This window comes from Streptomyces sp. NPDC018610, from assembly GCF_044391765.1.
Taxonomy (GTDB): domain Bacteria; phylum Actinomycetota; class Actinomycetes; order Streptomycetales; family Streptomycetaceae; genus Streptomyces.
In genome coordinates, this window is sequence record NZ_JBISAL010000006.1 from 229,011 (window position 1) to 254,373 (window position 25,363).

General features: G+C 72.7%; 23 protein-coding genes and 1 tRNA gene. 9 read left to right on the forward strand and 15 right to left on the reverse strand.

Translation table 11 applies throughout. From position 1 onward, the window contains the following. The first annotated feature begins 2 nt into the window (after positions 1–2). The 4 genes from ACH5A8_RS17505 to ACH5A8_RS17520 all read left to right on the forward strand — a co-directional run bounded on the left by ACH5A8_RS17505 (position 3) and on the right by ACH5A8_RS17520 (position 4,813). Positions 3–224: a hypothetical protein gene (locus ACH5A8_RS17505; RefSeq protein ID WP_399002802.1), complete on the forward strand. Its 222-nt coding sequence runs from the start codon at positions 3–5 to the stop codon at positions 222–224. 74 nt (positions 225–298) lie between these two features. Further along, complete coding sequence (locus tag ACH5A8_RS17510; protein ID WP_399002804.1) at positions 299–2,884, forward strand: bifunctional FO biosynthesis protein CofGH; 2,586 nt, start codon at positions 299–301, stop codon at positions 2,882–2,884. 89 nt (positions 2,885–2,973) lie between these two features. After that, positions 2,974–3,543 (forward strand): hypothetical protein, encoded by a 570-nt coding sequence (locus ACH5A8_RS17515; RefSeq protein WP_396318764.1) that lies wholly within the window; start codon positions 2,974–2,976, stop codon positions 3,541–3,543. 151 nt (positions 3,544–3,694) lie between these two features. Further along, positions 3,695–4,813: an ADP-ribosylglycohydrolase family protein gene (locus ACH5A8_RS17520; protein ID WP_399002806.1), complete on the forward strand. Its 1,119-nt coding sequence runs from the start codon at positions 3,695–3,697 to the stop codon at positions 4,811–4,813. A gap of 90 nt (positions 4,814–4,903) precedes the next feature. On the opposite strand, the gene ACH5A8_RS17525 is transcribed toward ACH5A8_RS17520, so the two are convergent. The 4 genes from ACH5A8_RS17525 to ACH5A8_RS17540 all read right to left on the reverse strand — a co-directional run bounded on the left by ACH5A8_RS17525 (position 4,904) and on the right by ACH5A8_RS17540 (position 9,278). After that, the gene (locus ACH5A8_RS17525) at positions 4,904–6,481 is read right to left on the reverse strand and encodes a sodium:solute symporter family protein (protein ID WP_399002808.1); all 1,578 of its coding nucleotides are present in this window, start codon (positions 6,479–6,481) and stop codon (positions 4,904–4,906) included. Positions 6,482–6,810: 329 nt separating this feature from the next. Next, positions 6,811–7,002 (reverse strand): DUF397 domain-containing protein, encoded by a 192-nt coding sequence (locus ACH5A8_RS17530; protein ID WP_399002810.1) that lies wholly within the window; start codon positions 7,000–7,002, stop codon positions 6,811–6,813. 214 nt (positions 7,003–7,216) lie between these two features. Further along, positions 7,217–8,074 (reverse strand): helix-turn-helix domain-containing protein, encoded by an 858-nt coding sequence (locus ACH5A8_RS17535; RefSeq protein WP_399002812.1) that lies wholly within the window; start codon positions 8,072–8,074, stop codon positions 7,217–7,219. Positions 8,075–8,525: 451 nt separating this feature from the next. Beyond that, positions 8,526–9,278 carry a GPP34 family phosphoprotein gene (locus ACH5A8_RS17540; protein ID WP_399002814.1) on the reverse strand — a complete coding sequence of 251 codons (753 nt, stop codon included), beginning with the start codon at positions 9,276–9,278 and terminating at the stop codon, positions 8,526–8,528. 258 nt (positions 9,279–9,536) lie between these two features. Here ACH5A8_RS17540 and ACH5A8_RS17545 point away from each other — a divergent pair, with 258 nt between their 5' ends. Further along, on the forward strand, positions 9,537–11,960 hold the full coding sequence (locus ACH5A8_RS17545) for a D-alanyl-D-alanine carboxypeptidase (RefSeq protein WP_399002816.1): 2,424 nt from the start codon (positions 9,537–9,539) through the stop codon (positions 11,958–11,960). A 457-nt stretch (positions 11,961–12,417) separates the two neighbouring features. Continuing rightward, positions 12,418–14,322, forward strand: a complete 1,905-nt coding sequence (locus tag ACH5A8_RS17550; protein ID WP_399002818.1) for an MFS transporter — start codon at positions 12,418–12,420, stop codon at positions 14,320–14,322. A 389-nt stretch (positions 14,323–14,711) separates the two neighbouring features. Here the strand turns inward: ACH5A8_RS17550 and ACH5A8_RS17555 are convergent, their stop codons facing one another. Beyond that, the gene (locus ACH5A8_RS17555) at positions 14,712–15,221 is read right to left on the reverse strand and encodes a glutathione peroxidase (protein WP_399002820.1); all 510 of its coding nucleotides are present in this window, start codon (positions 15,219–15,221) and stop codon (positions 14,712–14,714) included. Positions 15,222–15,292: 71 nt separating this feature from the next. After that, the gene (locus ACH5A8_RS17560; RefSeq protein WP_399002822.1) at positions 15,293–16,297 is read right to left on the reverse strand and encodes an ArsR family transcriptional regulator; all 1,005 of its coding nucleotides are present in this window, start codon (positions 16,295–16,297) and stop codon (positions 15,293–15,295) included. 212 nt (positions 16,298–16,509) lie between these two features. On the opposite strand from ACH5A8_RS17560, the gene ACH5A8_RS17565 reads away from it, so the two are divergent. The 3 genes from ACH5A8_RS17565 (at position 16,510) to ACH5A8_RS17575 (ending at position 19,315) form a co-directional block, all read left to right on the forward strand. Further along, the gene (locus ACH5A8_RS17565) at positions 16,510–17,760 is read left to right on the forward strand and encodes an MFS transporter (RefSeq protein ID WP_399002824.1); all 1,251 of its coding nucleotides are present in this window, start codon (positions 16,510–16,512) and stop codon (positions 17,758–17,760) included. Between the two features lie 237 nt (positions 17,761–17,997). Then, positions 17,998–18,456 (forward strand): hypothetical protein, encoded by a 459-nt coding sequence (locus ACH5A8_RS17570; RefSeq protein WP_399002826.1) that lies wholly within the window; start codon positions 17,998–18,000, stop codon positions 18,454–18,456. Between the two features lie 592 nt (positions 18,457–19,048). After that, complete coding sequence (locus ACH5A8_RS17575; protein WP_399002828.1) at positions 19,049–19,315, forward strand: hypothetical protein; 267 nt, start codon at positions 19,049–19,051, stop codon at positions 19,313–19,315. A gap of 91 nt (positions 19,316–19,406) precedes the next feature. Here the strand turns inward: ACH5A8_RS17575 and ACH5A8_RS17580 are convergent. The 9 genes from ACH5A8_RS17580 to ACH5A8_RS17620 form a co-directional block, all read right to left on the reverse strand. Further along, a tRNA-Arg gene (locus ACH5A8_RS17580) sits at positions 19,407–19,479 on the reverse strand. Positions 19,480–19,799: 320 nt separating this feature from the next. Then, positions 19,800–20,276 carry an adenylate cyclase gene (locus tag ACH5A8_RS17585; RefSeq protein WP_399002830.1) on the reverse strand — a complete coding sequence of 159 codons (477 nt, stop codon included), beginning with the start codon at positions 20,274–20,276 and terminating at the stop codon, positions 19,800–19,802. Continuing rightward, positions 20,236–20,979, reverse strand: coding sequence for an HAD family hydrolase (locus tag ACH5A8_RS17590; protein ID WP_399002832.1), 744 nt, complete (start codon positions 20,977–20,979; stop codon positions 20,236–20,238). The genes ACH5A8_RS17585 and ACH5A8_RS17590 overlap by 41 nt, the downstream gene beginning before the upstream one ends. Further along, on the reverse strand, positions 20,976–21,638 hold the full coding sequence (locus ACH5A8_RS17595; RefSeq protein ID WP_399002834.1) for a hypothetical protein: 663 nt from the start codon (positions 21,636–21,638) through the stop codon (positions 20,976–20,978). The genes ACH5A8_RS17590 and ACH5A8_RS17595 overlap by 4 nt, the downstream gene beginning before the upstream one ends. Then, on the reverse strand, positions 21,635–22,288 hold the full coding sequence (locus ACH5A8_RS17600; protein WP_399002835.1) for an MOSC domain-containing protein: 654 nt from the start codon (positions 22,286–22,288) through the stop codon (positions 21,635–21,637). The genes ACH5A8_RS17595 and ACH5A8_RS17600 overlap by 4 nt, the downstream gene beginning before the upstream one ends. After that, the gene (locus ACH5A8_RS17605) at positions 22,285–23,241 is read right to left on the reverse strand and encodes a hypothetical protein (RefSeq protein WP_399002837.1); all 957 of its coding nucleotides are present in this window, start codon (positions 23,239–23,241) and stop codon (positions 22,285–22,287) included. The genes ACH5A8_RS17600 and ACH5A8_RS17605 overlap by 4 nt, the downstream gene beginning before the upstream one ends. Then, complete coding sequence (locus ACH5A8_RS17610) at positions 23,238–24,215, reverse strand: acetylxylan esterase (RefSeq protein ID WP_399002839.1); 978 nt, start codon at positions 24,213–24,215, stop codon at positions 23,238–23,240. Before ACH5A8_RS17610 ends, ACH5A8_RS17605 begins: the two co-directional genes overlap by 4 nt. Beyond that, positions 24,202–24,420, reverse strand: a complete 219-nt coding sequence (locus tag ACH5A8_RS17615; protein WP_399002841.1) for a (2Fe-2S)-binding protein — start codon at positions 24,418–24,420, stop codon at positions 24,202–24,204. The genes ACH5A8_RS17610 and ACH5A8_RS17615 overlap by 14 nt, the downstream gene beginning before the upstream one ends. Continuing rightward, positions 24,417–25,358, reverse strand: a complete 942-nt coding sequence (locus ACH5A8_RS17620) for a hypothetical protein (protein WP_399002843.1) — start codon at positions 25,356–25,358, stop codon at positions 24,417–24,419. Before ACH5A8_RS17620 ends, ACH5A8_RS17615 begins: the two co-directional genes overlap by 4 nt. Positions 25,359–25,363 lie beyond the last annotated feature (5 nt).

Sequence of the window (25,363 nt, forward strand, 5' to 3'; positions counted from 1 at the left end):
CGATGGGGGCGACTTCGGACGGCTGTACGGTCAGGTCCGGGCTGTCCGGGCGGGCGACGGAGCTGGACGGCGCGGGCGGCGCGGGGGCGGCCGTCCGGGCGGCGGCGTCCTCCGGGATGTGCCGCCCCCGCGACACCCTGGGCGGTTCTGAGGCCGGCGCCGCGTTCGACGCCTTCGCCGCGGCCTGGGACGCCGACGCGGCCGGGAGGACCGGGCGGTGGTGAGGGCGCGCGGTCGCGTCGGGGAGCGTGCGCCCCGCCGCCGTTTCCCGTGATCATCACAACCGTATGCTCGAAGGATGACGACTTCCGCGACCCCCGGAACCGGCCCCACCGAGAACTCCATGCGTCGCGCCCTCAAACGTGCCCGGGACGGCGTCGCCCTCGACGTGACCGAGGCGGCGGTGCTGCTCCAGGCCCGTGGCGAGCAGCTCGACGACCTCGCCGCCTCCGCCGCCCGGGTGCGGGACGCGGGCCTTGAGGCCGCCGGCCGGCCCGGCGTCATCACCTACTCCAAGAGCGTCTTCGTCCCGCTCACCCGGCTGTGCCGGGACAAGTGCCACTACTGCACCTTCGTCACCGTCCCCGGCAAGCTCCGCCGCGCCGGCCACGGGATGTTCATGTCCCCCGACGAAGTCCTCGACATCGCCCGCAAGGGCGCCGAACTCGGCTGCAAGGAAGCCCTGATCACCCTCGGCGACAAGCCCGAGGACCGCTGGCCCGAGGCGCGCGAGTGGCTCGACGCGCACGGCTACGACGACACCATCGCCTACGTCCGCGCCATCTCCGTCCGCATCCTGGAGGAGACGGGCCTGCTGCCCCACCTCAACCCGGGCGTCATGACCTGGACCGACTTCCAGCGGCTCAAGCCGGTCGCGCCCTCCATGGGCATGATGCTGGAGACCACCGCGACCCGCCTGTGGTCCGAGCCGGGCGGCCCGCACCACGGCTCCCCGGACAAGGAGCCCGCCGTACGGCTCAGGGTGCTGGAGGACGCGGGGCGCTCCTCCGTGCCGTTCACCTCGGGCATCCTCATCGGCATCGGCGAGACGTACGAGGAGCGCGCCGAGTCCCTGTTCGCGCTGCGCAAGGTCTCCCGCGCCTACCACGGCGTCCAGGAGCTGATCATCCAGAACTTCCGCGCCAAGCCGGACACGGCGATGCGCGGCATGCCGGACGCCGAACTGGACGAACTGGTCGCCACCGTCGCCGTCGCCCGGCACATCATGGGCCCCGCCGCCTGCCTCCAGGCCCCGCCCAACCTGGTCGACGGCGAGTACGAACGGCTCATCGGCGCCGGCATCGACGACTGGGGCGGCGTGTCCCCGCTCACCATCGACCACGTCAACCCCGAGCGCCCCTGGCCGCAGATCGACGCGCTCGCCGAGAAGTCCCGCGCCGCCGGCTTCGAACTGCGCGAACGCCTCTGCGTCTACCCCGAGTTCGTCACCCGCGGCGAACCCTGGCTGGACCCGCGGCTGCTGCCGCACGTGCGCGCCCTGGCCGACCCGGCCACCGGTCTCGCCCGCGAGGACGCCGTCGTCGAGGGCCGCCCCTGGCAGGAGCCGGACGAGGCGTTCACCTCCTCCGGCCGCACCGACCTGCACGCCTCCATCGACACCGAGGGCCGCACCTCCGACCGCCGAGACGACTTCGACGAGGTCTACGGCGACTGGGACGCCCTGCGCGAGGCCGCGGCCCCCGGCATGGCGCCCGAGCGCATCGACACGGACGTACGACAGGCGCTGCGCACGGCCGCCGACGACCCGACGAGGCTCACCGACGCCGAGGCCCTCGCCCTGCTGCACGCGGACGGGCCCGCCCTGGACGCGCTGTGCCGCATCGCGGACGACGTGCGCAGGGCGGCGGTGGGCGACGACGTGACGTACATCGTCACGCGGAACATCAACTTCACCAACGTCTGCTACACCGGCTGCCGCTTCTGCGCCTTCGCCCAGCGCCGCACCGACGCCGACGCCTACACCCTCTCCCTGGACCAGGTCGCCGACCGGGCCCAGCAGGCCTGGGAGGTGGGCGCGGTCGAGGTGTGCATGCAGGGCGGCATCCACCCGGACCTGCCCGGGACGGCGTACTTCGACATCGCGAAGGCGGTCAAGGAGCGCGTCCCCGGCATGCACGTGCACGCCTTCTCCCCGATGGAGGTGGTCAACGGCGCGACCCGCACCGGCCTCTCGATCCGCGAGTGGCTGACGGCGGCCAAGGAGGCCGGCCTCGACACCATCCCCGGGACGGCGGCGGAGATCCTGGACGACGAGGTCCGCTGGGTCCTGACCAAGGGCAAGCTGCCCACGGCGACCTGGATCGAGGTGGTGACGACCGCGCACGAGCTGGGCATCCGCTCGTCCTCGACCATGATGTACGGCCACGTCGACCAGCCCCGGCACTGGCTCGGCCACTTCCGCACCCTGGCCCGCGTCCAGCAGGAGACGGGTGGCTTCACCGAGTTCGTCACCCTGCCCTTCGTCCACACCAACGCGCCGGTCTACCTGGCCGGCATCGCCCGCCCCGGCCCCACCGTGCGGGACAACCGGGCGGTCACCGCGATGGCCCGCCTGCTGCTGCACCCGTACATCCCCAACATCCAGACGAGCTGGGTCAAACTGGGCACGGAGGGCGCGGCCGAGATGCTGCGCTCCGGCGCGAACGACCTCGGCGGCACGCTCATGGAGGAGACGATCTCCCGGATGGCGGGCTCGTCCTACGGCTCGTACAAGTCGGTCGCGGACCTGGTCGCGGTGGCGGACGCGGCCGGCCGCCCCGCGAAGCCGCGTACGACGCTCTACGGCGAGGTCCCCGAGGAGCGGCAGCGCGCGGCGGCGGCCTCGGACGGCCATCTGCCCGAGCTCCTGCCCGTGCTGGAATGAACCGTCTGGCTCACAGGAACGAGGACAGCCCGCAGTACGATGATCCGGCCCCCGAAGGAGGGGCCGAACAGCCGAGGAGATGCGTGCCCATGCCTGCCCGAATACCTTCGTGGGCCTGGGTCAGCGGCCTGACCGTGGGAGCCGTGGCGGCGGTCACCGTGCTCGCCGTGCAGGCCGGCCACGGACCGCAGCCCACGGCCGCGGCCGTCCGCCCGAGCACGTCGGCGTCGGCGGGCACGCACCACCCGGCCGCCTCCCCCAAGCCCAGTGCCCCGCCCGAGCCCCCGGCCCACTCGGGCACGGGCCGCCGCGTCGTCTACTCGCTCGCCCAGAAGCGCGTCTGGCTCATGGACGTGCGCGGCATGCCGGTGCGCACCTTCACCGTCTGGCCGGGCACGGTCAGCCCGGACCCGGGCGCCTACGCGATCTCCAAGCGCGTGTCCGCCACCACGGGCTCCGACGGCACGAAGATCGAGCACATCATGTACTTCGCCGGCAAGTCCGGCGTCTTCATCGCCTTCAGCAACGCCGTGGACGGCGCCTCGCCGCCGCCGGTCGCCCCCGACGTCAAGACGGGCGGCGTCCGCACGGGCAAGGCCGACGGCGCGGCCCTGTGGACGTTCGCGGCCGAGAAGACCCGGGTCGTGGTCGTCGCCTAGTGCTGTGGCCGGGGTCCGGGAGCCCCCGGACCCCCGACCGGCGCCGCCGCCCCCGCGCCGCCTTCACCCTTTTGCCCCCTGAACACGCCGTTCCCGTTCGACTACAGTGCCGAGCGTCGTACGTACGGACGGTGCCGTGAGGGAGGTCTGGGTGGGTGCGACGTCCGGTGCCGTCTGGGGACGGTCCGAGCAGCAGGACTACCGCAGCCGGGTGCGCGGCACACTGCTCGGGACCGCGCTCGGGGACGCGCTGGGCGCCCCGGTGGACCGGCTGGCCCTGGAGGAGATCCGGGAGGCGTACGGCCCCGAGGGGGTGGTGGACCTGCCGCCCGCCCACGGACGCCGCGGCGCCGTCTCCTACCTCACCCAGCTCACGCTCTTCTCCGTCGACGGGCTCATCCGGGCCCAGGTGCGGCGCGACACCGGCGCCTGGCATCCCCCGACCGACCTGCACCGGGCATATCTGCGGTGGGCGGCGACCCAGCGGGACTGGGGGCCCGACGAACGGCGCGAGGACGACGGGTGGCTGGCGCGCGAGGAGTGGCTCTACGCCCGGCGGGACGCGCCGCGCGTGCTGCTCCTCGGCTTCGGGGACGAGACCATGGGCACGCTGGAGGCGCCCAAGAACCCCGGCGAGCCGGGGCCGGAGGCCGCCGCCCGGTCGGCGCCGTTCGGGCTGCTCGTCGGGTGGGAGCCGCAGCTCGTCGTGCAGCTGGCCGTCGAGTGCGCCGCCCAGTCGCACGGCAGCCCCTCGGCCTGTCTCGCGGCGGGCGCGTACGCCGTGATCGTGCACGGGCTGGCCCGCGGGGACGGTCTCGACGGGGCCGTGCAGAAGGCGCTGGCGCTGCTCGCCGTACGGCCCGGGCACCAGCCGGTGTCGGACGCCCTCCAGCACGCGCTGGGCGCGGTGCGCCAGGGCATGCCGGGGCCGGGGCGGGTGGCGGAGCTGGCGGGGGAGGGAACCGCGGAGGAGCTGCTGGCGGTCGCGGTGTACTGCGCGCTCGTCGGCGAGGACGTACGGCACGGGCTGTGCCTGGCGGTCAACCAGAGCGGGCCCTCGGGCGCGGCCGGCGCCCTCACCGGCGGTCTGCTCGGCGCCCTGCACGGCGAGACGGCCCTCCCGCCGGCCTGGCTGGCCGAACTGGAGGGCCGTCCCACGGTGCTGGTCCTGGCGGACGACTTCGCGATGGAGATGACCCAGGGGCCCGCGCTGCACGGGCCCGGAGGGTCGGCCCCGGGCTGGCTGGCCCGCTACCCGAGGGGCGGGTAGCCCTTCCGGACCCACCCGCCCCGACGGTCCGGGGCCGTCACGCGCCCGGCCGCTACGACGGTCCGGGGCCGTCACGCGGCTCCCGGGCCGCTACGAAGACTGGGTGCCCACCACGTCGTCGCCCGCGCCCGCCGGTGCGGGGACCGCGGCCGCCCCCGCGGCGGGACCGTCGCCGTCGCTGTTGACCCGGTCGATGATCGCGAGCCGTTCCGGGGTGTCCTCCGGACGGAGGAAGCCGACGACGATGTAGAGGACCAGGGAGACCGCGAGCGGCACCGACACCTGGTACTCCAGGGGGACGCCGCCGTCGACGGCCTGGTCGATCGGGTAGTTCACCAGCCAGAAGGCGACCAGGCCCAGCGCCCAGCTGGTGAGCGCGGCCGTGGGGCCGGAGCGGCGGAACGGCCGCAGCAGGCCCAGCATCATCGGGATGGCGATCGGGCCCATCAGGCCGGCGACCCACTTGATGACGACCGTGATGATGTCCTTGAAGGTGGGGGAGTCGACCTGGGTGGCGACCGCCATCGACAGGCCGAGGAAGACCACCGTGGTCACCCGGGCCGCGATCAGGCCCGACCGCCGCCCCCACGCACGGGCCCGCCGCGACAGCGCCGGCGCCACGTCGCGGGTGAAGACGGCGGCGATGGCGTTGGCGTCGGAGGAGCACATGGCCATCGTGTGCGAGAAGAAGCCGACGACGACCAGGCCCAACAGGCCGTGCGGCAGCAGCTGTTCGGTCATCAGGGCGTAGGAGTCGGAGCCGTCCGGCTTCTGCGCGTGCACCAGCAGGGGCGACATCCACATCGGGAAGAACAGGACCACCGGCCACACCAGCCACAGCGCCGCGGACAGCCGGGCCGAACGCTCGGCCTGCCGTCCGCTGCCCGTCGCCATGTAGCGCTGGGCCTGGTTGAGCATGCCGCCGTTGTACTCGAAGAGCTTGATGAAGAGGAAGGCGAGCAGGAAGACGGTGCCGTACGGGCCGACCAGCGGCTTGCCGTGGCCGTGCAGGGCCGGCTCGTCCCAGGCGCCGAGGAACCCGATGCCCTTGTCGTTCAGCTTCAGGACCACTGCCACGAACATCGACAGCCCGGCGAGCAACTGGATGACGAACTGGCCGAGTTCGGTGAGCGCGTCCGCCCACAGGCCGCCGATCGTGCAGTAGACGGCGGTGATCGCGCCGGTGATCAGGATGCCCTGGTTCAGGGACACCCCGGTGAAGACGGACAACAGGGTCGCGATCGCCGCCCATTTGGCGCCGACGTCGACGATCTTCAGCAGCATCCCGGACCAGGCGAGCGCCTGCTGGGTGGTGAGGTCGTAGCGGTTCTTCAGGTACTCCAGGGGCGAGGCCACGTGCAGCCGGGAGCGCAGGCGGTTGACGCGCGGCGCGAACAGCTTCGAGCCGATCGCGACGCCCAGCGCGATCGGGAAGGACCAGGTGACGAAGGACGTCACGCCGTAGGTGTAGGCGATGCCCGCGTAGCCGGTGAACATCACCGCGCTGTAGCCCGACATGTGGTGCGAGATGCCGGACAGCCACCAGGGCATCTTGCCGCCCGCGGTGAAGAAGTCGCTGACGTCGTCGACCCGTTTGTGCGACCAGACGCCGATCGCGACCATCACGCCGAAGTAGCCGATGAGCACGGCCCAGTCGAGACTGTTCATGGGCTCCCTTCCAGGGTCCGCCTTGTGAACTCCGCTCAGATGGTGGGCACTTCGCCTGAGTGGGGAGAGGGCGAGGAAGGCCGCGAAGTGCCCGCTCATCGTGGGTGCGGGCACATGAGCACGACAAGCGAGCGGAAGGTCAAGAGCAGGCAAAAATGTTCGTCTTGCTGACCTTGATTCACCTATATGAACAATCGCGGGACAAAGCAGAGCCCCCTCGGCAAGGACGGCGATCTCGTCGAGAGGGCTCTCGGTGGTGCGTGTTCAACTGTGGTCGCGCGGGCGGCCGGTCACGGCGCCGAGGGAGGAACGGGGGAGGGCCCTCCCCTTCACGCCCTGATCGAGTCCACGAAGGAACTCCACGCGTCGGCCGGGAAGTCGAGCACCGGGCCCTCGGGGACCTTGGAGTCCCGGACCGCCATGGCCGCGACGACCGGCGACTTGATCTCGACGCACGCGCCGTTGCCCGTGGAGTACGAGGACTTGGTCCACGTCTCCGTGGCGCCCTGACGAATTGCCATTTCTGCTCCGAATGCGAGTGGAGTGGTTGAGTTGCTGTCACCGCACGACGCGTTGGGAACCCACAGCGCGGTTCACGCCAACGTTCTTGCTCGATGGCGTGATCGACGCTACTCGTAGCGCCCGGCGCCAGAGACAGCCGTTCACTCGTCCGGGTGGCGTTTTTCAACCGCTCTTACGCAAAGGCGGCACGGCATGTACCGTGCCGCTCTCCCGTCAACTCACGTGTTCTTTGGCGATCTCCGCGATGTACTGGCGCGACTGCTCCACGTTCAGTGCCTGCGCCCGCAGGTGCTCGTACATCACGCTGTACTTCTGCACGTCGTTGGCCTTCTCCAGGTACAGGTCGCTGGTGACGCCCTCGATGTAGACCACGCTGGAGTCCGCCGCGTCGGGGAACTCCAGGATGGCGTACTGGCCGTTGAGGCCCGGGTGCGCGCCCATGTCGAAGGGGATCACCTGCACGGTGACGTGCGGCAGTCGGGACTGCTCCACCAGGTGCTCCAGCTGGTCCCGCATCAGGTCGGGACCGCCGACGGTGCGGCGCAGCGCGGCCTCGTCGAGCACGGTCCACAGGCGCAGCGGGTTCTCGGCGGCGGAGATTCGTTCCTGCCGCCGCATCCGCACCTGGACCCGCTTCTCGATGTCGGCGGGCGCCGTCTCCGGCAGCGCGCCGGCGATCAGCGCCTCCGCGTACTGCCGGGTCTGCAGCAGGCCGGGGACGACCTGCGGGTCGTACACCCTCAGGCTCGCCGCGTCCGTCTCCAGACCGATGTAGACGCTGTACGGGATGTCGCCGAAGGAGTGCCACCAGCCCTGCTGCCGCGAGTCCTTGGCCATTTGCATCAGCGAGTCCACGATCCGGTGGTCCTCCACCTCGTAGACCCCGCACAGGTCGCGCACGTCGCGCTGGCTGATGCTGCGCCGGCCGTTCTCCAGGCGGCTGATCTTCGACTGCGACACCAGCAGCCGCTCCGCCACCTCCTCGGCCGTCATGCCCTTGAGCTCGCGGAGCCTGCGCAGCTCCTGGCCCAGCCGGCGCCGCCTGACGGTGGGATTGACATTGGACGCCACGGGACGTGCACCTCCGGCTGCGTGCCTCTACTTTGCGTATCTGCTGTTGAGCAGATTGCCACCAAGGTGCTTTCTACCGCTGGGAAACGCCGGATATGCGGCTGCGGCGCACCAGTTCGCGTCGGCCGCGGAGACGGACGAGCGGGGTGGCGAGACCCTGATGTCTCGACACCCCGCTCGGCCTGCGGCTCCCGAACCGGGACTGGGGACGTGCGGTGCGGCGTTGGTCGTTCGTGCGCGGTGTGCGCGTAGTGCGCGTGGTGCGCGCGGTGTTCTGTGGTGCGCGGCCCCGCGGTGCGCGATGCGTGTGGTGCGGTGCTGTCGGTGCGCGACGCGTGCGGTGCAGGGTGTGCGCGGTGCGTTGTGGTGCCTGTTGCGCCGTGGTGCGTGGCGCCTCGTGGTGCGCGTGCCGGGTGGGCGCGCCGTGCGGTGGGTGCCCGTCGGCGCCGGCTCAGTGGGCCACGGCGCGTGCCATGGATCCGTGGTGCGGCTGCATCGGAACGCCGCGTGCGGGTTCCGGCGCGGGCCTGGCTCCGGCGGGCTGCCGGCCGGCCGGGGCCTGTGCCCGGCGGGGCTGGGCCGCCGCGCCGTTCTGGACGTCCATCACGGCGTGCGCCACGAGGCCGCCCATGGGGTCGTGCCGGATCAGATCCCGCAGCCGGGAACGGGACGAGCGGCCCTCGTTGCCCGGATACAGGTGCTTGCCGAGGCCGACCGCGTGGGCCAGTGCGGCGAGCGCCGCGGTCCGCGGGTCCGGCGGCACGCCGGTGCGGATCGCGGAGTCCAGCCGGGCCCTGATCTCCCGGCTGATGGCGGTGTCCGTCGCCTGGTAGCGCGTCGTCGGCAACACCCCGCACATCTGGCCGGGCACGGCGGCGACCATGCCGCACCGCTCCAGATGCGAGAGATAGGTCTGGCGGAGCCCGAGACGGGGTCCGCCGATCCAGTGGACGGCCCGTACCGGAGCGCCGCGCCTTCGCAGCAACTCCAACGCGCAGTCCAGAGTCGGATCTCCTGTCGGCCGTGGCACCACCACGGCGATACGATCCCCGTCTGGGGCTATCCGTCCGGCCAGCGCCAGCTCCACTAGCTGCGCTCCGGCCAGACCCAGGTCGAGCGACTGCGGCTGCGCAGTGGTACCCGTGGCCGGGTCCAGTGCCAGCAGCAGAAGCTCCTCCGGAAGTGTTCTGCGGCTCCTGCCCATCCATGCCTCCCCGCGTGGATGAATGACAGGGTGACCCCTCTCACATTGGTCTGTCGAGGGTGCGTGACCGGTTCGTAGTGGAACCAGTAGGTATGTCGTTCTCGTCTTCCGCTTGGGTTTGGTCCGCACACAGGACACTGGTACATGGTTCGGACAGCGGTACGACCGGGTCGTACGGCCGGTCGGTACGGCCGGTGTCCAGGTGGCGGTTCACGGTTCGGTAGCCGTACGCGGGGTGCGGCACAGGAGGAGGCATCGGTGGCGGGCGAGTCCCCCGACAGGTCGAAGCAGCGCGAGTCGTCGGCAGAACCGACGTCGGGGAGCGCGAGTCCGGTTCCCGAAGCCAGGAGTGAGGCACGCGACAGCCGCGACCCGCGCCTCGCGCTGGCAGGGGATTCCGGTACGTCCGGTACATCCGGGACGAGTGGTTCATCCGACACGTCCGAGCGCGGCGGCGTGGACACCGCCACTCGGGTGCTTTCGGTACGGGACCTCAAGACGGCCGAGGACGAGCCGGCCGAGGACTCCGGGGCCGTCGAGGGCTCCGGGGGTCCTGAGGACCCCAAGGGCTCCGAGGAGGACGCCGAAGACGCCCCCGGGGCCGAGACGGGCTCCGAGCCGGAGTCCGGAGCGGACGCCGACGACGAGTCAGCCGACGTACGCGAGGGCGACGGCGAAGGCGATGACGCCTCCGAGGCCGCTGCCCCGGCCGACGCGAAGCCCGCGGCGAAGACCACCGCGAAGGCCGACGCGGAGCCGGACGCCGAGGGCGACTCCGAGCCCGCCGCGAAGGCCGAGGCGAAGAAGGACGGCGGGAAGAAGTCCGACGCGGGGGAGAGCGACGCCAAGACGGCCGGCGCGAAGAAGGCCGGCGCGAAGCCCGAGGCTGAAGGTGAGTCCGGGGCGGAGGCGAAGTCCGCGTCCGAGCCCGACTCCGGCTCCGCGTCCGAGCCCGACTCCGGCTCCGCGTCCGAGCCCCCGGTCGACCAGCCCACCGCCGTCTTCAAGGCGCCCAAGCCCCCGGTCGACCAGCCGACCACCATGCTCAAGCTGGGGGGCGACAGGAAGGACGGCGAGGGCGTCAAGGGCGGCGAGAAGGCCGGGAAGGGCGGGGGCAAGGGCGGTCCGGTGGGCGGAGCCGGGTCCGCGCCCGAGGCCGAGGCCGAGCGCACCAGCACATTCGTCGCCCTCAAGCCCCTCGACGACCCGGCGACCCGCAAGCCGCGGCAGAAGCCGGACACCGGCGCCGCGACGCCGCAGAAGCCGAAGGAGGCGCCCGGCACGCAGCCGCAGCCGCCGCGGTCGCCCCAGCGGCCGAAGACCGCGCCGGAGGGCACCGCCGCGACCGCCGCGGTCCCGGCCGTCGGCCCCGAGCGCACCACCCAGCAGCCGCTGCCGCCCAAGCCTCCGCTGGACCTGCTGGCCGAGCTGACCAACACCCCGCCGCCGCCGGAGACCCCGCTGCGCACCACCGTGCGCCGGGTGAAGATCTGGACGCCGCTGGTGGTGCTGCTCCTGATCGTCTTCGCGGTCGTGCAGGCCGTGCGTCCGTTGCCCGCGCCCGGCCTCACGCTCACGGCGAAGGACAGTCACACCTTCGCCGGCGGCACGCTGAGCCTGCCGTGGCCGGACGAGGGCCAGGGCTGGATGGACGTGAACGGCGTCGGCACGATGGACCACTTCGGCGAGCAGAAGCCGGTGGCCATCGGTTCGGTCGCCAAGACCATGACGGCGTACATCATCCTCAGGGACCACCCGCTCAAGCCCGGCGAGGAAGGCCCGAAGATCAAGATCGACGCGACGGCGGAGAAGGAGGGCGGCTACGACGTGACGAGCGACGAGTCCACCCTCAACACCGTCAAGGCCGGCGACTTCCTCACCGAGAAGCAGGCGCTGTCGGCCGTCATGATCCCGTCCGCCAACAACATCGCGCGTCTGCTGGCGCGTTGGGACGCGGGCTCGGAGGCGGCGTTCGTCAAGAAGATGAACGCCACCGCCCAGGGCCTCGGGATGACCGACACCACGTACACCGACCCCTCGGGGCTGACGAAGACCACGGTCTCCACGGCCCACGACCAGGTGAGGCTCGGGGACGCGGCCGTGAGGGACCCGGCGATGGTCGCCATCACCAGCGTGGCCAGCTGGACGGACCCCTACGGCCACAACTGGCCCAACTACAACGAGCTGCCCTACCGGATGGGCGCGATCGGCTTCAAGACCGGCACCACCACCGCGGCCGGTGGCAACCTGCTCTTCGCCGCCCGCAAGGAGGTCGGCGGCCAGACGGTCACCGTCGTCGGCGCGATCCTCGCCCAGCACAAGCCGACGATCCTCAAGACGGTCAACAGGGTCAGCGAGACCGCGCTGCGCGCCGCCAAGGACGCGCTGGCCTCGGAGAAGATCCTCAAGAAGGGCGATGTCGTCGGGTACGTCGACGACCGGCTCGGAGGGCACACCCCGATCGTGGTGACCAAGGACGTCACGGCGGTCGGCTGGGCCGGCTCCAAGGTGAAGCTGTCCTTCACCGCCGGTGAGGTGCCGCACAGCGCGAAGGCCGGCACCAGGGTCGGCACGCTCACCGTCGGTGACGGCGGCGCGGGCGGCGCGGTCCAGGTCCCCGTCGCCCTCCAGAAGGACCTCGCCGAGCCGGGCTTCACGGACAAGCTGACGCGGCTCGGGTAGTCACCTCGGGAAGACCTCGGAAAGACACCGCGGCCCGCCGTCCTCCGGGACGGCGGGCCGCGGTGTACGGGTGCGGTGTCCGGGTGTGCCGCGCGTGTGCGCTGTGCGGGTGTGCTGCGCGGGACGGCGAGCGGCAGTACGCGGGAGTCCCGTGCGGCGGCCGGGCCAGGCCGGGACGCGGCCCTCCCTACGTCTCCCGACGTCTCCCGACGTCTCCCGGGCGTCCCCGGGGCGTCTCCAGGTCGTTCTCCGGGCCTCCTCCGGCCGTCGGCGCGTCGACCGCGAGGGTCACGGTCCGTGCATGCCCGGCGAGGCCACCGACGGGCTGTCGGCCGGTCACCGGGAAGGCCGCGGAGTGGCGCCGTGGGCCCTGCGTGCTAGCGTCGCGAATCGGGCACGTCACCGGTCGCGGGACGCGGCCGCGAACTCAAGGACGGGACACGGGGAGTGCCTTCAGGTGGTCACTGCGGAGCCGACACGCGCCGACGACGCCGAGCCGGGGCCGGGAGCCGGGCCGCGAATAGACCCGTCCGGGAGTGCTGCGGAACGCGAACGCCCGGACGCGGACGGTGACGGAAGCACTGGTTCCGGCGCCGGGGCCGGCAGCGGCGCGGTCGGCGGGAAACGGCCCCGTTCCCGGGCCGCCGTTCTGGCGCTGCGGGAGCGGATGCTCAAGCACCCCGCCCTCTCCATCACCGCCCTGGCCGGTGTGCTGCACATCGTCTGGTTCTTCGCCTTCGCCAACAGCGGCGGCGACCTCGCGGCACAGGACGCGTGGGCCGAGTTCGTCGGCCGGCACCCGGACTCGGCGTACAACCTCGCCTGGTACGGCGGGATGCACGCCGTCTCCTACAGCATGGTGTCGCCGTACCTGATGTCCGTCCTCGGCGTCCGCACGACGCTGATGATCGCGGGGACGCTCTCCGCGGGCCTGCTGACCCTGGTCCTCATCCGCAGCCGCTCGGTGCGCAACCCCCTGTGGGCGGCGCTCGCCGGAGTCTTCGGGCTGCTGTGCAACGCGCTGTCGGGCCGGGTGACGTTCGGCCTGGGCATGCTGTTCGCACTGGGCGCGGTAGCGGTCGTGTTCTGCTGGCCCTACCGCTGGCGCCGCAAACGCTGGGCGAAGGCGCTGGCCGCCGCCCCGCTGGCCGCGCTCGCCACCATGTCGTCCCCCGTCGCCGGCCTGTTCGTGGGCCTGGTCGCGGTCGCGCTGTTCCTGCAGAAGCGCCGCCCGGGCGCCTGGGCGCTCGGTCTCGCGCCGGCCGCGGTGGTGGCCGTCTCGGTCCTGCTCTTCCCCTTCTCCGGCACCCAGCCCATGGGCGTCGGCTCGGCGAGCCTGCCGTTCGTCTACGCCGTCCTCGCCGCCGTCCTCGTCCCGCGCGAGTGGAAGACGGTGCGGATCACCTCGTGGGTGTACGCCCTGTCGGTCGTCGGGGTCTGGGTGGTCAGCTCCCAGATCGGCTCCAACATCACCCGGCTGGCGATGCTGTTCGCCGGGGTGGTCCTGGTCGCGGCGCTGCCCTTCGCCGTCCCGCGCTCGCGCAAGTGGTACGCCATCGTGGTGGCCCTGGTGGGCTTCGTCGCCTGGATCGGCGTCAAGTCGGTGGACGACGTCGTCCACACCGCGCCCGCCGCCTCCTGGTCGCACGAGCTGGCGCCGCTGGTCCACCAGCTGCAGAAGGTGGGCGCGGAGAAGGGCCGGGTCGAGGTCGTCCCGGCCAGCTCCCACCGCGAGGCCTCCGCGCTCGCGCCGTACGTCAACCTGGCACGGGGCTGGAACCGCCAGGCCGACATGAAGCGCAACCCGCTCTTCTACGACGACACCCTCAACTCGGCCAACTACCACGAGTGGCTCCAGCGCTGGGCGGTGCACTACGTGGTGCTGCCCAAGGGCGAGCCGGACGGCGACGGCGGCCAGCGCGAACGCGAGCTGGTGCGGCAGGGCCAGCCCTATCTGCGGCAGATCTGGGGCGACGCCAACTGGCAGCTGTTCGAGATGACCGACCCGAAGTCGCTCGCCGAGCCCAACGCGGCCGTCGTCAAGGCCGAGCAGGTCGAGCTGACCCTCAAGGTGAGCAAGCCGGGCCGTGTCCTCGTCCGCATCCCGTACTCGCCCTGGCTGAGCATCGTCGACGAGCACGGCAAGCGGCTCAAGGCGCCCGAGGAGACCGAGGTCTCCAAGCACCGCACCTCCGGCACCCCGAAGACGTACGACAACGTCAACGGCTGCCTGGCGGAGACGCCGGAGGACGACAAGGGCGACAAGTGGACCATGCTGCTCGCGCCGCGGGCGGGGACGTACCGGCTGGCGGCGCCGTACCAGCTGCCACGGGGGACACCGTGCCCCGACGAACTGAAGTGAGCGGGGCCGGCGGGGCGGCGTGAGCGGCCCTGCCGGGGAGTGAGTGGCCCCGGCGGCCTGGCGTGAGCGGAGCCGATGGGCCGGCGTGAGGGCGGTCCGCGGGCCGGCGTGTCCGGAGTGGATGGGCCGGTGTGTCCGGAGTCGGCGGGTCGGCGTGAGCAGGGCCGACGGGCCGGTGTGAGGGCGGTCGGCGGGCCGGTGTGAGGGCGGTCGGCGGGCGGTGTGTCCGGAGTGGATGGGCCGGTGTGTCCGGAGTCGGTGGGCCGGTCTGTCAGCCTGTCCGGAGTCGGCGGGGCGATGGCGTGGGCGGCCCGGGCCGTTCGGCGCCCCGGGTCCGCTCCCGGGGCGCCGTACGGCCTTCGCCCGGCTGTTCGCCCGGCCGCCAGGGATCAGGCGAGCTGTGCCTCGACGGCCGCGACCAGCTCGGCGGCGTCCGGCGCGGTCTGCGGGGAGAACCGGGCCACGACCTCGCCGTCGCGCCCGATCAGGAACTTCTCGAAGTTCCAGCGGACGTCGCCGCTGTGCCCCTCGGCGTCGGCGAAGCCGGTCAGGCGGGCGTAGAGCGGGTGGCGGTCCTCGCCGTTGACGTCGACCTTCTCCGTCATCGGGAAGGTGACGCCGTACGTCGCCGAGCAGAACTCGGCGATCTCCGCCGCGCTGCCCGGCTCCTGCCCGGCGAACTGGTTGCAGGGCACGCCCAGCACGGTGAAGCCCTGCCCGGCGAATCGCTCGTGCAGCTGTTCGAGGGCGGCGTACTGGGGGGTGAGCCCGCACTTGGACGCGACGTTCACGATGAGCACGGGTCGGCCCGCGTACTGCTTCAGGTCCGCCGGGCCGCCCTGGAGCGAGCCGATCTCGGTGTCGAGGGGGGAGGTGCCGTTGCTGTCTGAGGTGGTCATGCGCCGGATGCTAACGCCTGCCGACCGGGCCGGAGCGGCCCCCCGGGGCCTTCCGGCCGGATCAGGCGGGGTCAGGCGGCATCAGGCGGGGCCCCGCCCCCGGGGCGCGGCGCGGACGCCTCGACGAGCACCTGCCCCGCGCCCGTGCGCGAGTACAGCACCGACCGCCCGGCCCGCCGCCGCTCCACCAGCCCCGCGTCCAGCAGCACCCTCAGGTGCCGGCCCACGGACCCCAGACCCTGCCCGGTCAGGGCGGTCAGCTGGGTCGTGCTGAGCGGCGAGTCGAGCAGGACCAGCACCTGGGCGCGGGCATGGCCCAGCAGCGCGCCGAGGGCGGTGGACACGGAGGACCGCCGGGCGTCGGTGTCGGCGAGGACGCCCGCGCAGGGGTAGACGACGGCGTACCGGCGCGGCGGTTCGTCCCACGCCACCCAGCCGGTCTGCGGGGTGACCGGCACCAGGACGAGCTGCGCGCCGGAGATCTCGCGCGGCGGGTACGCGTGCGCGTTCACCTGGAACCGGTTCCCGCCCAGCCAGCGCGTCCCCGGCCGCAGCGTGTCCAGTACGGCCGCCCAGCCGCCCCGGCTCACCTGCGCGGTGCGGGCGCCGACGTCGGCCTCCAGGACGCGCCGCCGCCGGTCCCAGGTGGGACGTACGGCGTCGGCCCAGACATGCTCCAGGAGCAGGGCCGCGCGCTCGGGCAGGTCGTCGCGGTCCAGCGCGGCGGGCAGCGGCCCGGCCAGGGCGGTCCGCAGATGCGCACGGGCGGCGACCGGGTCGGCCGCGCGGACGCGGGCCACCCCGTCGGCGAAGCTCTCCCCGTCGCGGGGCGTCGGGGTGAGGAAGTCGGCGATCCAGGCGTGGCCGAGTCCGGCGCGGACGAGCAGCGCGGTGACGGGGTCGTCGGCCAGCCGCCGCCGGTAGGCGGGCAGGTGGGCGCGCAGCCAGGCCTGCTCGCCCGGGTGCCGGCCGGTGCCCGAGTGCAGCAGTTTGAGGCCGGCGAACGTCTCGGCGAGCGGGGAGATCAGGAAACGGCTGCCGGCGAGCGTGTCGGCGTTGACCTGCCACAGACCCACGGTGCTCCCGTCTCCGCGACACGTGCCGCGGACGTCTCCCCCGACGCGTGCCGCGGACGTCTCCACGGACGGACGTCTCCGTGGACGTGCGCCGCGGACGTTCACGCGGACGCGTGCCGCGGACGTACGACTCGATGGACGTGTGCCACGGACCTTTCGCGTTCCCGCGAAACAATAACGGCCCCGACCGCGCCCGTCCGAGACTCCGGCGCATGCGCAGCTACCGAGACCTGTTCCGCACCCCCGAGTTCACCCCGCTCTTCCTCTCCGCCGCCGCCCAGACCGTCGCCCAGACGGCGAGCGGGCTGGCGCTCGGCACGCTGGTGTACCGGTCGACCGGTTCGCCGCTGCTGTCGGCGGTGAGCATGTTCGGTCCGTCGCTCGCCCAGGTGCTGGGTGCGACCCTGTTCCTCTCGGGCGCCGACCGGCTGCCGCCGCGCGGGACGCTCGCGGGCGTCGCGCTCGCCTTCGCCCTGACCACGGCGGCGTTGGCGACGCCCGGGCTGCCGCTCGCGGCGGTCTTCGCGGTCGTCCTCGTCCAGGGACTGGTCGCCTCGCTGGGCGGCGGCGTCCGCTGGGGCCTGCTGAACGAGATCCTGGCGGGGCACGGCGACGGCGGCTACCTGCTGGGGCGTTCGGTGTTCAACATGATGAGCGGCGTCATGCAGATCACCGGGTACGCGGCGGGCGGTGCGCTGGTGGCGGCGCTGTCGCCGCGCGTCTCGCTGCTGCTGGCGGCGGTGCTGTACGCGGTGGCGGCGGCCGGGGTCCGGCTGGGCCTGAGCGGCCGCCCGCCCCGCTCCTCCGGCCGTCCGTCGGTCGCGGCGACCTGGCGGACCAACGCCCGCCTGTGGCGGGACCGTCCGCGCCGCCTGACCTACCTGGGCCTGTGGCTGCCCAACGGCCTGGTGGTCGGCTGCGAGGCCCTGTACGTGTCCTACGCCCCCGGCGCGGCGGGGACGCTGTTCGCCTGCGCGGCCCTCGGGATGCTGGCCGGCGACGTGACGGTGGGCCGCCTGCTGCCGCCGGCCCTGCGCCGCCGGGCGGCCACGCCCCTGCTGTTGCTGCTGGCCACGCCGTACCTGTTCTTCGCCCTGCGCCCGCCCGTGCCGGTGGCCGCCTGCCTGGTGGCCCTCGCCTCCGTCGGCTTCGGCGCGAGCCTGGTCCAGCAGGAACGGCTGATGGGCCTGACCTCGTCCGCGCTGAGCGGTCACGCGCTGGGGCTGCACTCGGCCGGGATGCTCACGATGCAGGGCGTGAGCGCGTCGCTGGCCGGATCGGCGGCCCAGGCCACCTCGCCCGCGGTGGCGATGACGGCGATGGCGGCGGCGTCGGCCGCGGTGACCCTGACCCTGGCGCCGGCCGCGCGACGGGACGGACGGGACGCAGGGGACGGACGGGAAGCGGAGGCCGGGGCGGGGACGGAAGCGGGCGTGGAGACGGGAGCGGGGGCGGAGCTCTAGGCGCCGGACGGCGGGCCCGGCGACGGGCCTGACCGGCGGGCCCGGGCGGAGAACGCACAGGCACTGGGCACTGCCCCTGCCGCCCGCCGTACGGCAGGGGGAACCACCGGACGCCGGAACCGCCCCGGGCCCCCGCCCCGGCCCCGCCGTGCTTCACCCGTTCGGCGGCCCCCCGCTGGTGGCGCGCCCTCCCGGCGAAGACGGTGGACGCACCTGAACCTCAGGAAGGACGACGCCATGACGCAGCAGCCGACATCACCGGGAAGCCATCCCCATCAGGAGCACGCGAGCCGTGGCGACGAAGGCCGGACCAGTCTGTGGGTCGCGGGCGGCACCGTGTTCGCCGGCGTCGTACTGCTGGTGGACGGTCTGCTGGACATCCTCAAGGGCATCACGGCGATCGCGTCCGACGACATCTACGGGCGCATCAACAACTACGTCTACCACTTCAACCTGACGGGCTGGGGCTGGATCCTGCTGATCCTCGGCGTGATCTCGGTCGTCACCGGCCTCGCGCTCCTGACGGACGCCCTGTGGGCCCGCGTGGTCGGCGTCTTCATGGCCTCGCTCAGCCTGATCGCCAACTTCCTGTGGCTGCCCTATCTCCCCCTGTGGGCGCTCATCTCCATCGCCCTGGACGCCTGGGTCATCTGGGCCCTGACCGCCCACCGCTCCCCGCGCTCGGCGGCCCTGTGATCCGTAGGACCTTGACGGCCGCTCACCTGGGCCCGCCCGGCGGACCATGCCGGGCGGGCCCGGGTGAGCGGCGTGCAGACCGAAACGCATGGCATGCACTCGACCACCTGGGTACGGTGAGGATCTTCTGACGCGGGACTGAACACGGGGGGCGTGCGGTATGACGGGCGAGCCGGACGGGACACGACCACGCCCACCGATGCCGTCGTACGCGCCACGGCCGACACCTCCGGTGCCCGGCCACGGGCCGCCGAGGTGGGCGTGGTGGGTCGTCGGCATCCTGATCCCGGTGCTCGGCCTGGCCGTCACGCTGATCACACAGTCGGGGAACAACTCGTCGCGCGGCGCGTCCGCTCCGCCGTCGGCGGCCCCGGCGGAGCCGGTGGCTCCTGAGACACCGACTCCCGAGACACCGACGGCGGCCGATCCGAGCGAGTCGACCGCCGGCGACGTCGTCACCACGCTGTCCCCTTCACCCTCCCCCTCGAGGGCATCGGCCAAGATCCTCAGATCGGGAGACTTCACGCTCTCCAGGGGACACAGTGCCGACCTCGAACACGGCACGGTCGGAGCGTCGGTGAGGAACCCTGACATGGCGTGGCACGGCGGCGACGAGTTCTCGGCGATGAACGGACGCGTGGCCGATACCCAGAAGGGAGCCACCCCGAGGATCTGCGCGCAAGCCCTCGGTTCCCCGAGGTCGACAGGATGGATGGTCCCCGGCCTGGAGGGGACGTGGTTCTGCATGCCGACCAGCGCGAACCATCTCGCGGCCGTCGAGTGGCTGGGCGACGGCGAGGGCGGCCCGCAGTTCCACTACATCCTCTGGGACGTGACCGCCCCCTCCGACGACGACTAGCACGCACGGGGACGTGTTCCCCCAGCGTGCCGCAAGCACAGGAGCCCTCCCGTCCGCCGGACGGGAGGGCTCCTGACGCGGTGCTCCCTTGTGCCCCCGGCAGGATTCGAACCTGCGACACCCGCTTTAGGAGAGCGGTGCTCTATCCCCTGAGCTACGAAGGCGGGGCCTTGCGTGGGCGTGGTCGGGCACTCTGGGTGAGCGGCCGCCCGCGCTGTGGCAAGGACGACGACCGCCGCGAGGGCAGTCCCTGACAGGGTAGCGGATCACGGTCGGGTTGGTGGGCCGAGGGCCGAGGGCCGAGGGCCGATGTCCCGGGCCCGGGCCCGGACGGTGGGGTCTGCCGCCGTGCGGCCCGGTTCCGGTCCTGTCCGGGCGTGGACTGTGCGGTCACGCCCGGACACGTGTCGACGGCCCGGAGGGGTCGGGCCGGCGGACCGGTGGGCCGACCGACGGCCCGGTGGGGCGGGTGGAGGCCCTGGGGTCAGGAGACGGTGTCGGGGATGCCCTGGGTCGCGAGGTGGCGGTTCTTGTACTCCTGGGCGCCGGTTATCTCGGGGCCGAACCAGTCCGGCGGCGTGAAGGCACGGGCCGACTCCTCGGAGGGGAACTCCACTTCGACGGTGCGCAGGCCGGACAGACCCTGCGCGTACACATCGACGTACGCCAGGGTGTCGTGGAGGCGCACCGAATGGCGGGTCTTCACCAGCCGGGCGCCGGCCGTCGCGGGCCACAGTTCCTCGAACTGGGCGTCGCTGAGGTCGAGTTCCACTTCCACACGGGACAGCCCGCTGATGCCGCGCTTGATCCCGAGGACGCACTGGCCCGCGATGCGGCGCAGGCGTACCTCGGTCCCGTCGTCGGTGACGGCGATGTAGCCCTGCTCGATGGGCTCGGTCGCCACGGCGGGCGGCACGGTGTCACCCTTCAGCAGGAACTTGCGCTCGATCTCCAGCGGCATCGGTCACCTCCCGTCGTCCGTGCGCCGTGACCAGGGACGGCAGCCGGCGCATGTCGGTGAAGACGACCGTCGTCGGGCCCGTGAGCCAGTCGGCCGGAGTGAGACCTCCCGCGTACCCGAACGAGCGCATCCCGGCGGCGGTGGCCGCCTGGACGCCGAACCTGCTGTCCTCCACCACGGCGCAGCGGGAGGGATCGACGCCCATCCGCCGTGCCGCGTGCAGGAAGAGGTCGGGTGCGGGCTTGCCCCGCTCGACCTCGTGGGCGCTGAAGACGCGCCCCTCGAACCTCTCGTAGAGCCCGACCCGTCCGAGGGTGTGGCGCATCTTGTCGTGGCTGCCGCTGGAGGCGATGCACCACTGCCGTGCTCCGAGGCCCGCCGCCTCGAGGCCGTCCAGGGCCTCGACGATGCCGTCGACCGGCGTCAGGCTCTCGTCCACCGCCTTGGCGTGCATGTCCCGGAACCGCTTGTCCCAGATCCGCGCGGTCTCCTCGCCGAGGCGCTCGGCGATCTGTTCGCCGATCGAGGTGGTCGAGCGGCCGACGAAGCGGTTCATCACGTCGGACTCGCTCAGCGGCCAGCCCAGTTCGGCGCCGAGGGCGACGTGCGTCCGTACGGCGATCGGCTCGCTGTCGACGAGGACGCCGTCGCAGTCGAAGACCACGAGCTCGATCGGCTCGGTGGCGGCGGCGGTCCCGGTCAACGGATGCAGCCCTGGTCGATCAGCAGGCGCCGGATCTCCTCGACGCGCTCGGCGCCGAGCCGGCGCTGGGCCTGGTCCTCGGGCTTCTCGTCCTTCTGGCCGTACTGCCACCAGGCCTCGCCGGTGTCGCGGTTCATCACGACGAAGCGGTTCTTCTCGGAGGGGCCGCGGACGATCAGGGACGTGGTGTCGGGGGCCGAGCTGACGGTGTGCACCATCGTGTGGCGGATCACGTAGCCCGAGCCGGCGACCTCGTCGCGCACCAGGGCCGGGGAGCCGATGCGGGTGCCGGTGTCCAGCTCCTCGTAGTCGCCGAAGAGGTGGTGCTGGTAGCTGCCGTGCAGGATGCGGGAGCCGAAGCTCCAGCGGTGGTTGTGCGGGCGGTCGAAGTCGCTGCCGGTGAAGACGTGCAGGCGGACCCGTACGTCGCTGGCCTTGTCGTTGACCAGGACGACGCGGTCCAGCTCCTGCAGCCGCTCGCACTGGTTGAGCAGCTCGGGAGTGGCCAGGACGTGGTCGAAGGCGTCGTTGAGCCAGGTGGGGTGTGTCACCAGCTCCTCGAGGAGCTCCTCCATCGGGCGGTGGAGGGCGGGCATGTCGGACCAGTCCAGGGCGGCGAGCCGGGCGGGGTCGATCAGGGGTGACGCTGTGGTCGTCATGGGGCGGGAGCCTCCTGAGGGTGTGTGGCCAGCCACTTGCGGGCCTTCTCGTGGTGTTTGGGGAGCATCTGCGGGGCGTCGAGGAAGCGGGGCATCAGGTGCGGCTCGGTGGTCAGGGCCCTGAGCATGTAACCGATGGTCACCCCGTGGCCGGGCCGTTCGATGATCTCGACGGGATCCCCGGCCCCGACGGTTCCCTCCTTCAGCACGCGCAGGTACGCGCCCGGGGCGCCGTGCGCGATGAAGCGCTTGACCAGGTCCGGGACGTCCCAGAAGCCGGCGAAGACACGGCAGGGCTTGCGGGCCCGGATGACCTCGAAGACCGCGTCGCCGACGGCCCACTGCTCCCCGACCTCGGCCCCGGTGATGTCCACGCCGAGGGTCGAGAAGTTCTCGCCGAAGTTACCCGGGGCGCACTCACGGCCGAGTTCCTCCTCCCAGAAGGCGGCGTCCTCGCGGGCGAAGGCGTACACCGCCTTGTCGGGTCCGCCGTGAACGCGCTTGTCGGCGATCAGGTCGCCCTCGAGGCCCCAGTGGCGGGCCATGACCCGGTGGTCGACGGGCCGCTTGTCGATGCCGCTGCGGCCCACGTTGGTCCAGGGGCCCCGTCGCTCCACCGCGAGGTTGAGCGTGGCGAGCACGGCGGTCATGAGGTGACCCCGTCCAGCCGGCCCGGCGCCCACGCCTCGGTGACGTTGGGGACGCAGGGGGTCACGCCGTCGATGCTGATCTCGGTCAGCAGGTGGGTGACCACGGTCAGCAGGTCCCAGCGGTGGTCGCTGTCCAGCGGGGTGCGCCGGGTGAGGTGGAGCATCTCCTCCAGACCGGGACGCCGCCTCCCCGCCTCCCCGAGGGGCCCGGGGGCCGCGGCGAGCCGGCTCCAGCTGGCCTCCAGGTCGAAGTCGTGCTCCGGGTGCCGCAGCTCCAGCTCCTGGAAGATGTCCAGGGCGTCGGGGCGGGCGTCGTGGCTCTCCAGGACGCGGCGGCGGATCAGCGCGCGCCGCGGCTCGTCGCAGACGACGGCGAGCTCGCGCAGCACGTCGGCGGGCTCGTCCGAGATGTGGGTGAAGTTGAACAGCCCGTTCACGACGCCCAGTTGGTGACGCAGGTGCTCGGGCTTGCGCAGGCTCGGATCGGCCGGTCCCTTCAGGGAGTTGAGCCGTACGGCGGCGGGTACGGCCCCCGGCCGCCAGTGCTCGTCCCTCAGGACCAGCGCCACCGTCTCGGTGCTGGGGAGGATGACGTCCATCGCCTCGATCCGGTGGCGGCTCGCGATGTTGAACTGGTAGCGCCACACCTCCCGGATGGTCAGGCGGTCGTGCCGGAAGCGCACCGCGTCGACGGGATGGAAGCCCGCCTCCCTCAAGATGCGCAGCGCGGGCCGCAGCCTGCGTCCGGTGGTCGCCTCGGGCTTGAGCATGCACACCGCGATGCCGAGCATCTGCTCGACGATGTCCCCGAAGCTCCAGACCGCCTCGCGCAGGTACTGGTCGACCGCGTAGAGATCGGCCTTGCGCTCCGACCAGGTGACGGTGTCGAGGATGTCGGCGGGTATCTCGGTCAGCCGCGCGACGGGCGGGCTGTCCGGATGCAGGCGTCTCATGGGGCGTGTCCTTCCTGCCAGAACGCGGGGGCGAGTGGGGCGGCCTGCTCGAAGACGTCAGCCAGGAACTCCGCCTCGGCGAGACGGAGCGGGGTGTTGGGGGCGGCGTGCTCGGCCAGCGGCCAGGTCAGGAGCCGTTTGGGCGCCGGATAGCGGGCGTGCGCGGCGTAGCCGGTCTCCGGCGCGCAGCGCTGGTCCCGGCCGGCCACGGAGAACAGCGCGGGGCAGCGCCCGTACGCGGCCAGCTCCGCGACGTCGAAGAGGCCGAGGGTGCGCGAGGCGCGCGGCGCGAGGTCCGGGTAGAACTCGGCGAAGCGCAGCAGCTCCCGGTAGGGCTGCCGGTCGGGGAGCCGGGTCAGCTCCGGGACCGCGGCGAGGAAGGGCGACTCGACGAGCGCGGCGGCGACCTGGGGGGCGAGGACGGCGGCGGCCAGGGCCAGCTGTCCGCCCTGGCTGCACCCGGTGGTCGCGACGCGTCCGGCGTCCACCGCGGGATGCCCGGCCGCGACGGCGACGGCGCGCACCGCGTCGACGTACGCGTCCCGGTAGTAGTACGTGTCGGGGTCGAGGATGCCGCGCGTGGTGAAGCCGGGCACCTGGGGGTGCGTGAGGCCGACGGGGTCCGGGGTGGCGCCCGCGCGGCCGCCGGCGCCGCTCTGGCCGCGGGTGTCGACGACGAGCGTGGCGTAGCCGAGCGCCGGCCACAGGAGGCTGTCCAGGACGTGGCCGCGGCCTTCGCCGTAGCCGAGGAACTGGACGGTGCACGGCCGGGGGCCGTCGTCGGCACCGCGCCCGGGCAGGATCAGCCAGGCCGAGACGCGGTGGCCGTGCGCCCCGGCGAAGGACAGGTCGTAGGCGACCGCCCCGGCCAGCGGGGTGCGCTGCTCGGTCAGCCGCACGTCGAGGGGCAGCTCGGCCGCCGCGGTGAGCGTGGTGCGCCAGAACCGGGTGATCTCCTCGTCACCGCTGTGCACAGCTCACCGCCGGGACCACGTCGTCTTCGGTCTCGTCGCCGAAGTCCTCGATCAGCTCCTCCAGCATCTCGCGGCAGTCGCCGCAGCCCTGCCCGGCGTCGCAGCGCTCGCCCAGGCCCTCGACGGTCTTCACGCCCCGGCGGATCCAGCCGACGATCACGTCCTCGGGGACCTGGTAGCACACGCAGACGTTGCCGTCGCTCATGCCTGGTCCTGCCAGGCGCTGAGCAGCACGTTGGGGAAGATGCGCTCGATGCCGGGGGTGTTGAAGCGCACGGTCGCGGTCAGCACCGACAGCAGGTCCCACAGGTCGCCGGGGTCGGCGTCCGGATGGTGGGCCGCACCGAGCAGCTCGGCGGCGGTGACGTCGGACCCCCGGGCCCGCACGCGGGCGAGCGCGCCGGCGGGGGAGCCGGACTCGGCCAGCCGCCGCCAGCTGCGCTCGGGGTCGAGGTCGTGCGGGGCGACCGACTCCTCGACCTCCTGGCGCAGCCGGGTCACCTCGTCGGACGCGTCGTGACCGGACAGGACGCGGTCGCGTACGAGTTCGCGGCGCTCGGTCTCGAGCAGCAGCCCGAGGTCGCGCATCACGTCGATGGGCTCGTCGGTGGTGTGCACGAAGTTGAACAGTCCGTTGAGCGCGCCCAGTCGCTCCCGCAGGTGCTCCGGCCGGCGCAGTTCGGCGGTCGCGGGGCCCTTGAGGGAGGCGAGCCGGACGGAGCCCGGCACGCCGCCGGGCCGGTGGTGCTCGTCGTGCAGGACGAGCAGGACGCAGTCGAGGGAGCGGAGGTACAGCTCCATGGTGGCGATGCGCTCGCGGTCGGCGAAGTTGAGCTGGAAGCGCCAGGTCTCGCGGATGGTCAGCCGGTTGTGCCGGAAGCGCAGAGCGTCGACGGGACGGAAGCCGTTGTCCCGCAGCGCCTGGAGGGCGGCGCCGTAGCGCCGCCCCACGGCGGCATCGGGCTTGAGGACGCAGAGGGCGGTGCGCAGCAGGGCGGCGGGGTGGTCGCCGAACGTCCAGGCGGCTTCCCGCGTGTAGGTGTCCGTACCGAACAGGTGCGCCTTGACGGACGACCGTGTGACAGCGGCCAGCAGGCCGTACGGTATGTCGTGGGGGCGCTCGGCGGGACGCTGCGTCTCCATTCCAG

What these genes read in the sequence shown, in the direction of transcription:
- ACH5A8_RS17505 (WP_399002802.1), top strand. Translation starts at nt 3, where the DNA reads ATGGGGGCGACTTCGGACGGCTGTACGGTCAGGTCCGGGCTGTCCGGG.
- ACH5A8_RS17510 (WP_399002804.1), top strand. Translation starts at nt 299, where the DNA reads ATGACGACTTCCGCGACCCCCGGAACCGGCCCCACCGAGAACTCCATG.
- ACH5A8_RS17515 (WP_396318764.1), top strand. Translation starts at nt 2,974, where the DNA reads ATGCCTGCCCGAATACCTTCGTGGGCCTGGGTCAGCGGCCTGACCGTG.
- ACH5A8_RS17525 (WP_399002808.1), bottom strand. Translation starts at nt 6,481, where the DNA reads ATGAACAGTCTCGACTGGGCCGTGCTCATCGGCTACTTCGGCGTGATG.
- ACH5A8_RS17530 (WP_399002810.1), bottom strand. Translation starts at nt 7,002, where the DNA reads ATGGCAATTCGTCAGGGCGCCACGGAGACGTGGACCAAGTCCTCGTAC.
- ACH5A8_RS17540 (WP_399002814.1), bottom strand. Translation starts at nt 9,278, where the DNA reads ATGGGCAGGAGCCGCAGAACACTTCCGGAGGAGCTTCTGCTGCTGGCA.
- ACH5A8_RS17555 (WP_399002820.1), bottom strand. Translation starts at nt 15,221, where the DNA reads ATGACCACCTCAGACAGCAACGGCACCTCCCCCCTCGACACCGAGATC.
- ACH5A8_RS17565 (WP_399002824.1), top strand. Translation starts at nt 16,510, where the DNA reads ATGCGCAGCTACCGAGACCTGTTCCGCACCCCCGAGTTCACCCCGCTC.
- ACH5A8_RS17570 (WP_399002826.1), top strand. Translation starts at nt 17,998, where the DNA reads ATGACGCAGCAGCCGACATCACCGGGAAGCCATCCCCATCAGGAGCAC.
- ACH5A8_RS17575 (WP_399002828.1), top strand. Translation starts at nt 19,049, where the DNA reads ATGGCGTGGCACGGCGGCGACGAGTTCTCGGCGATGAACGGACGCGTG.
- ACH5A8_RS17585 (WP_399002830.1), bottom strand. Translation starts at nt 20,276, where the DNA reads ATGCCGCTGGAGATCGAGCGCAAGTTCCTGCTGAAGGGTGACACCGTG.
- ACH5A8_RS17595 (WP_399002834.1), bottom strand. Translation starts at nt 21,638, where the DNA reads ATGACGACCACAGCGTCACCCCTGATCGACCCCGCCCGGCTCGCCGCC.
- ACH5A8_RS17600 (WP_399002835.1), bottom strand. Translation starts at nt 22,288, where the DNA reads ATGACCGCCGTGCTCGCCACGCTCAACCTCGCGGTGGAGCGACGGGGC.
- ACH5A8_RS17605 (WP_399002837.1), bottom strand. Translation starts at nt 23,241, where the DNA reads ATGAGACGCCTGCATCCGGACAGCCCGCCCGTCGCGCGGCTGACCGAG.
- ACH5A8_RS17615 (WP_399002841.1), bottom strand. Translation starts at nt 24,420, where the DNA reads ATGAGCGACGGCAACGTCTGCGTGTGCTACCAGGTCCCCGAGGACGTG.
- ACH5A8_RS17620 (WP_399002843.1), bottom strand. Translation starts at nt 25,358, where the DNA reads ATGGAGACGCAGCGTCCCGCCGAGCGCCCCCACGACATACCGTACGGC.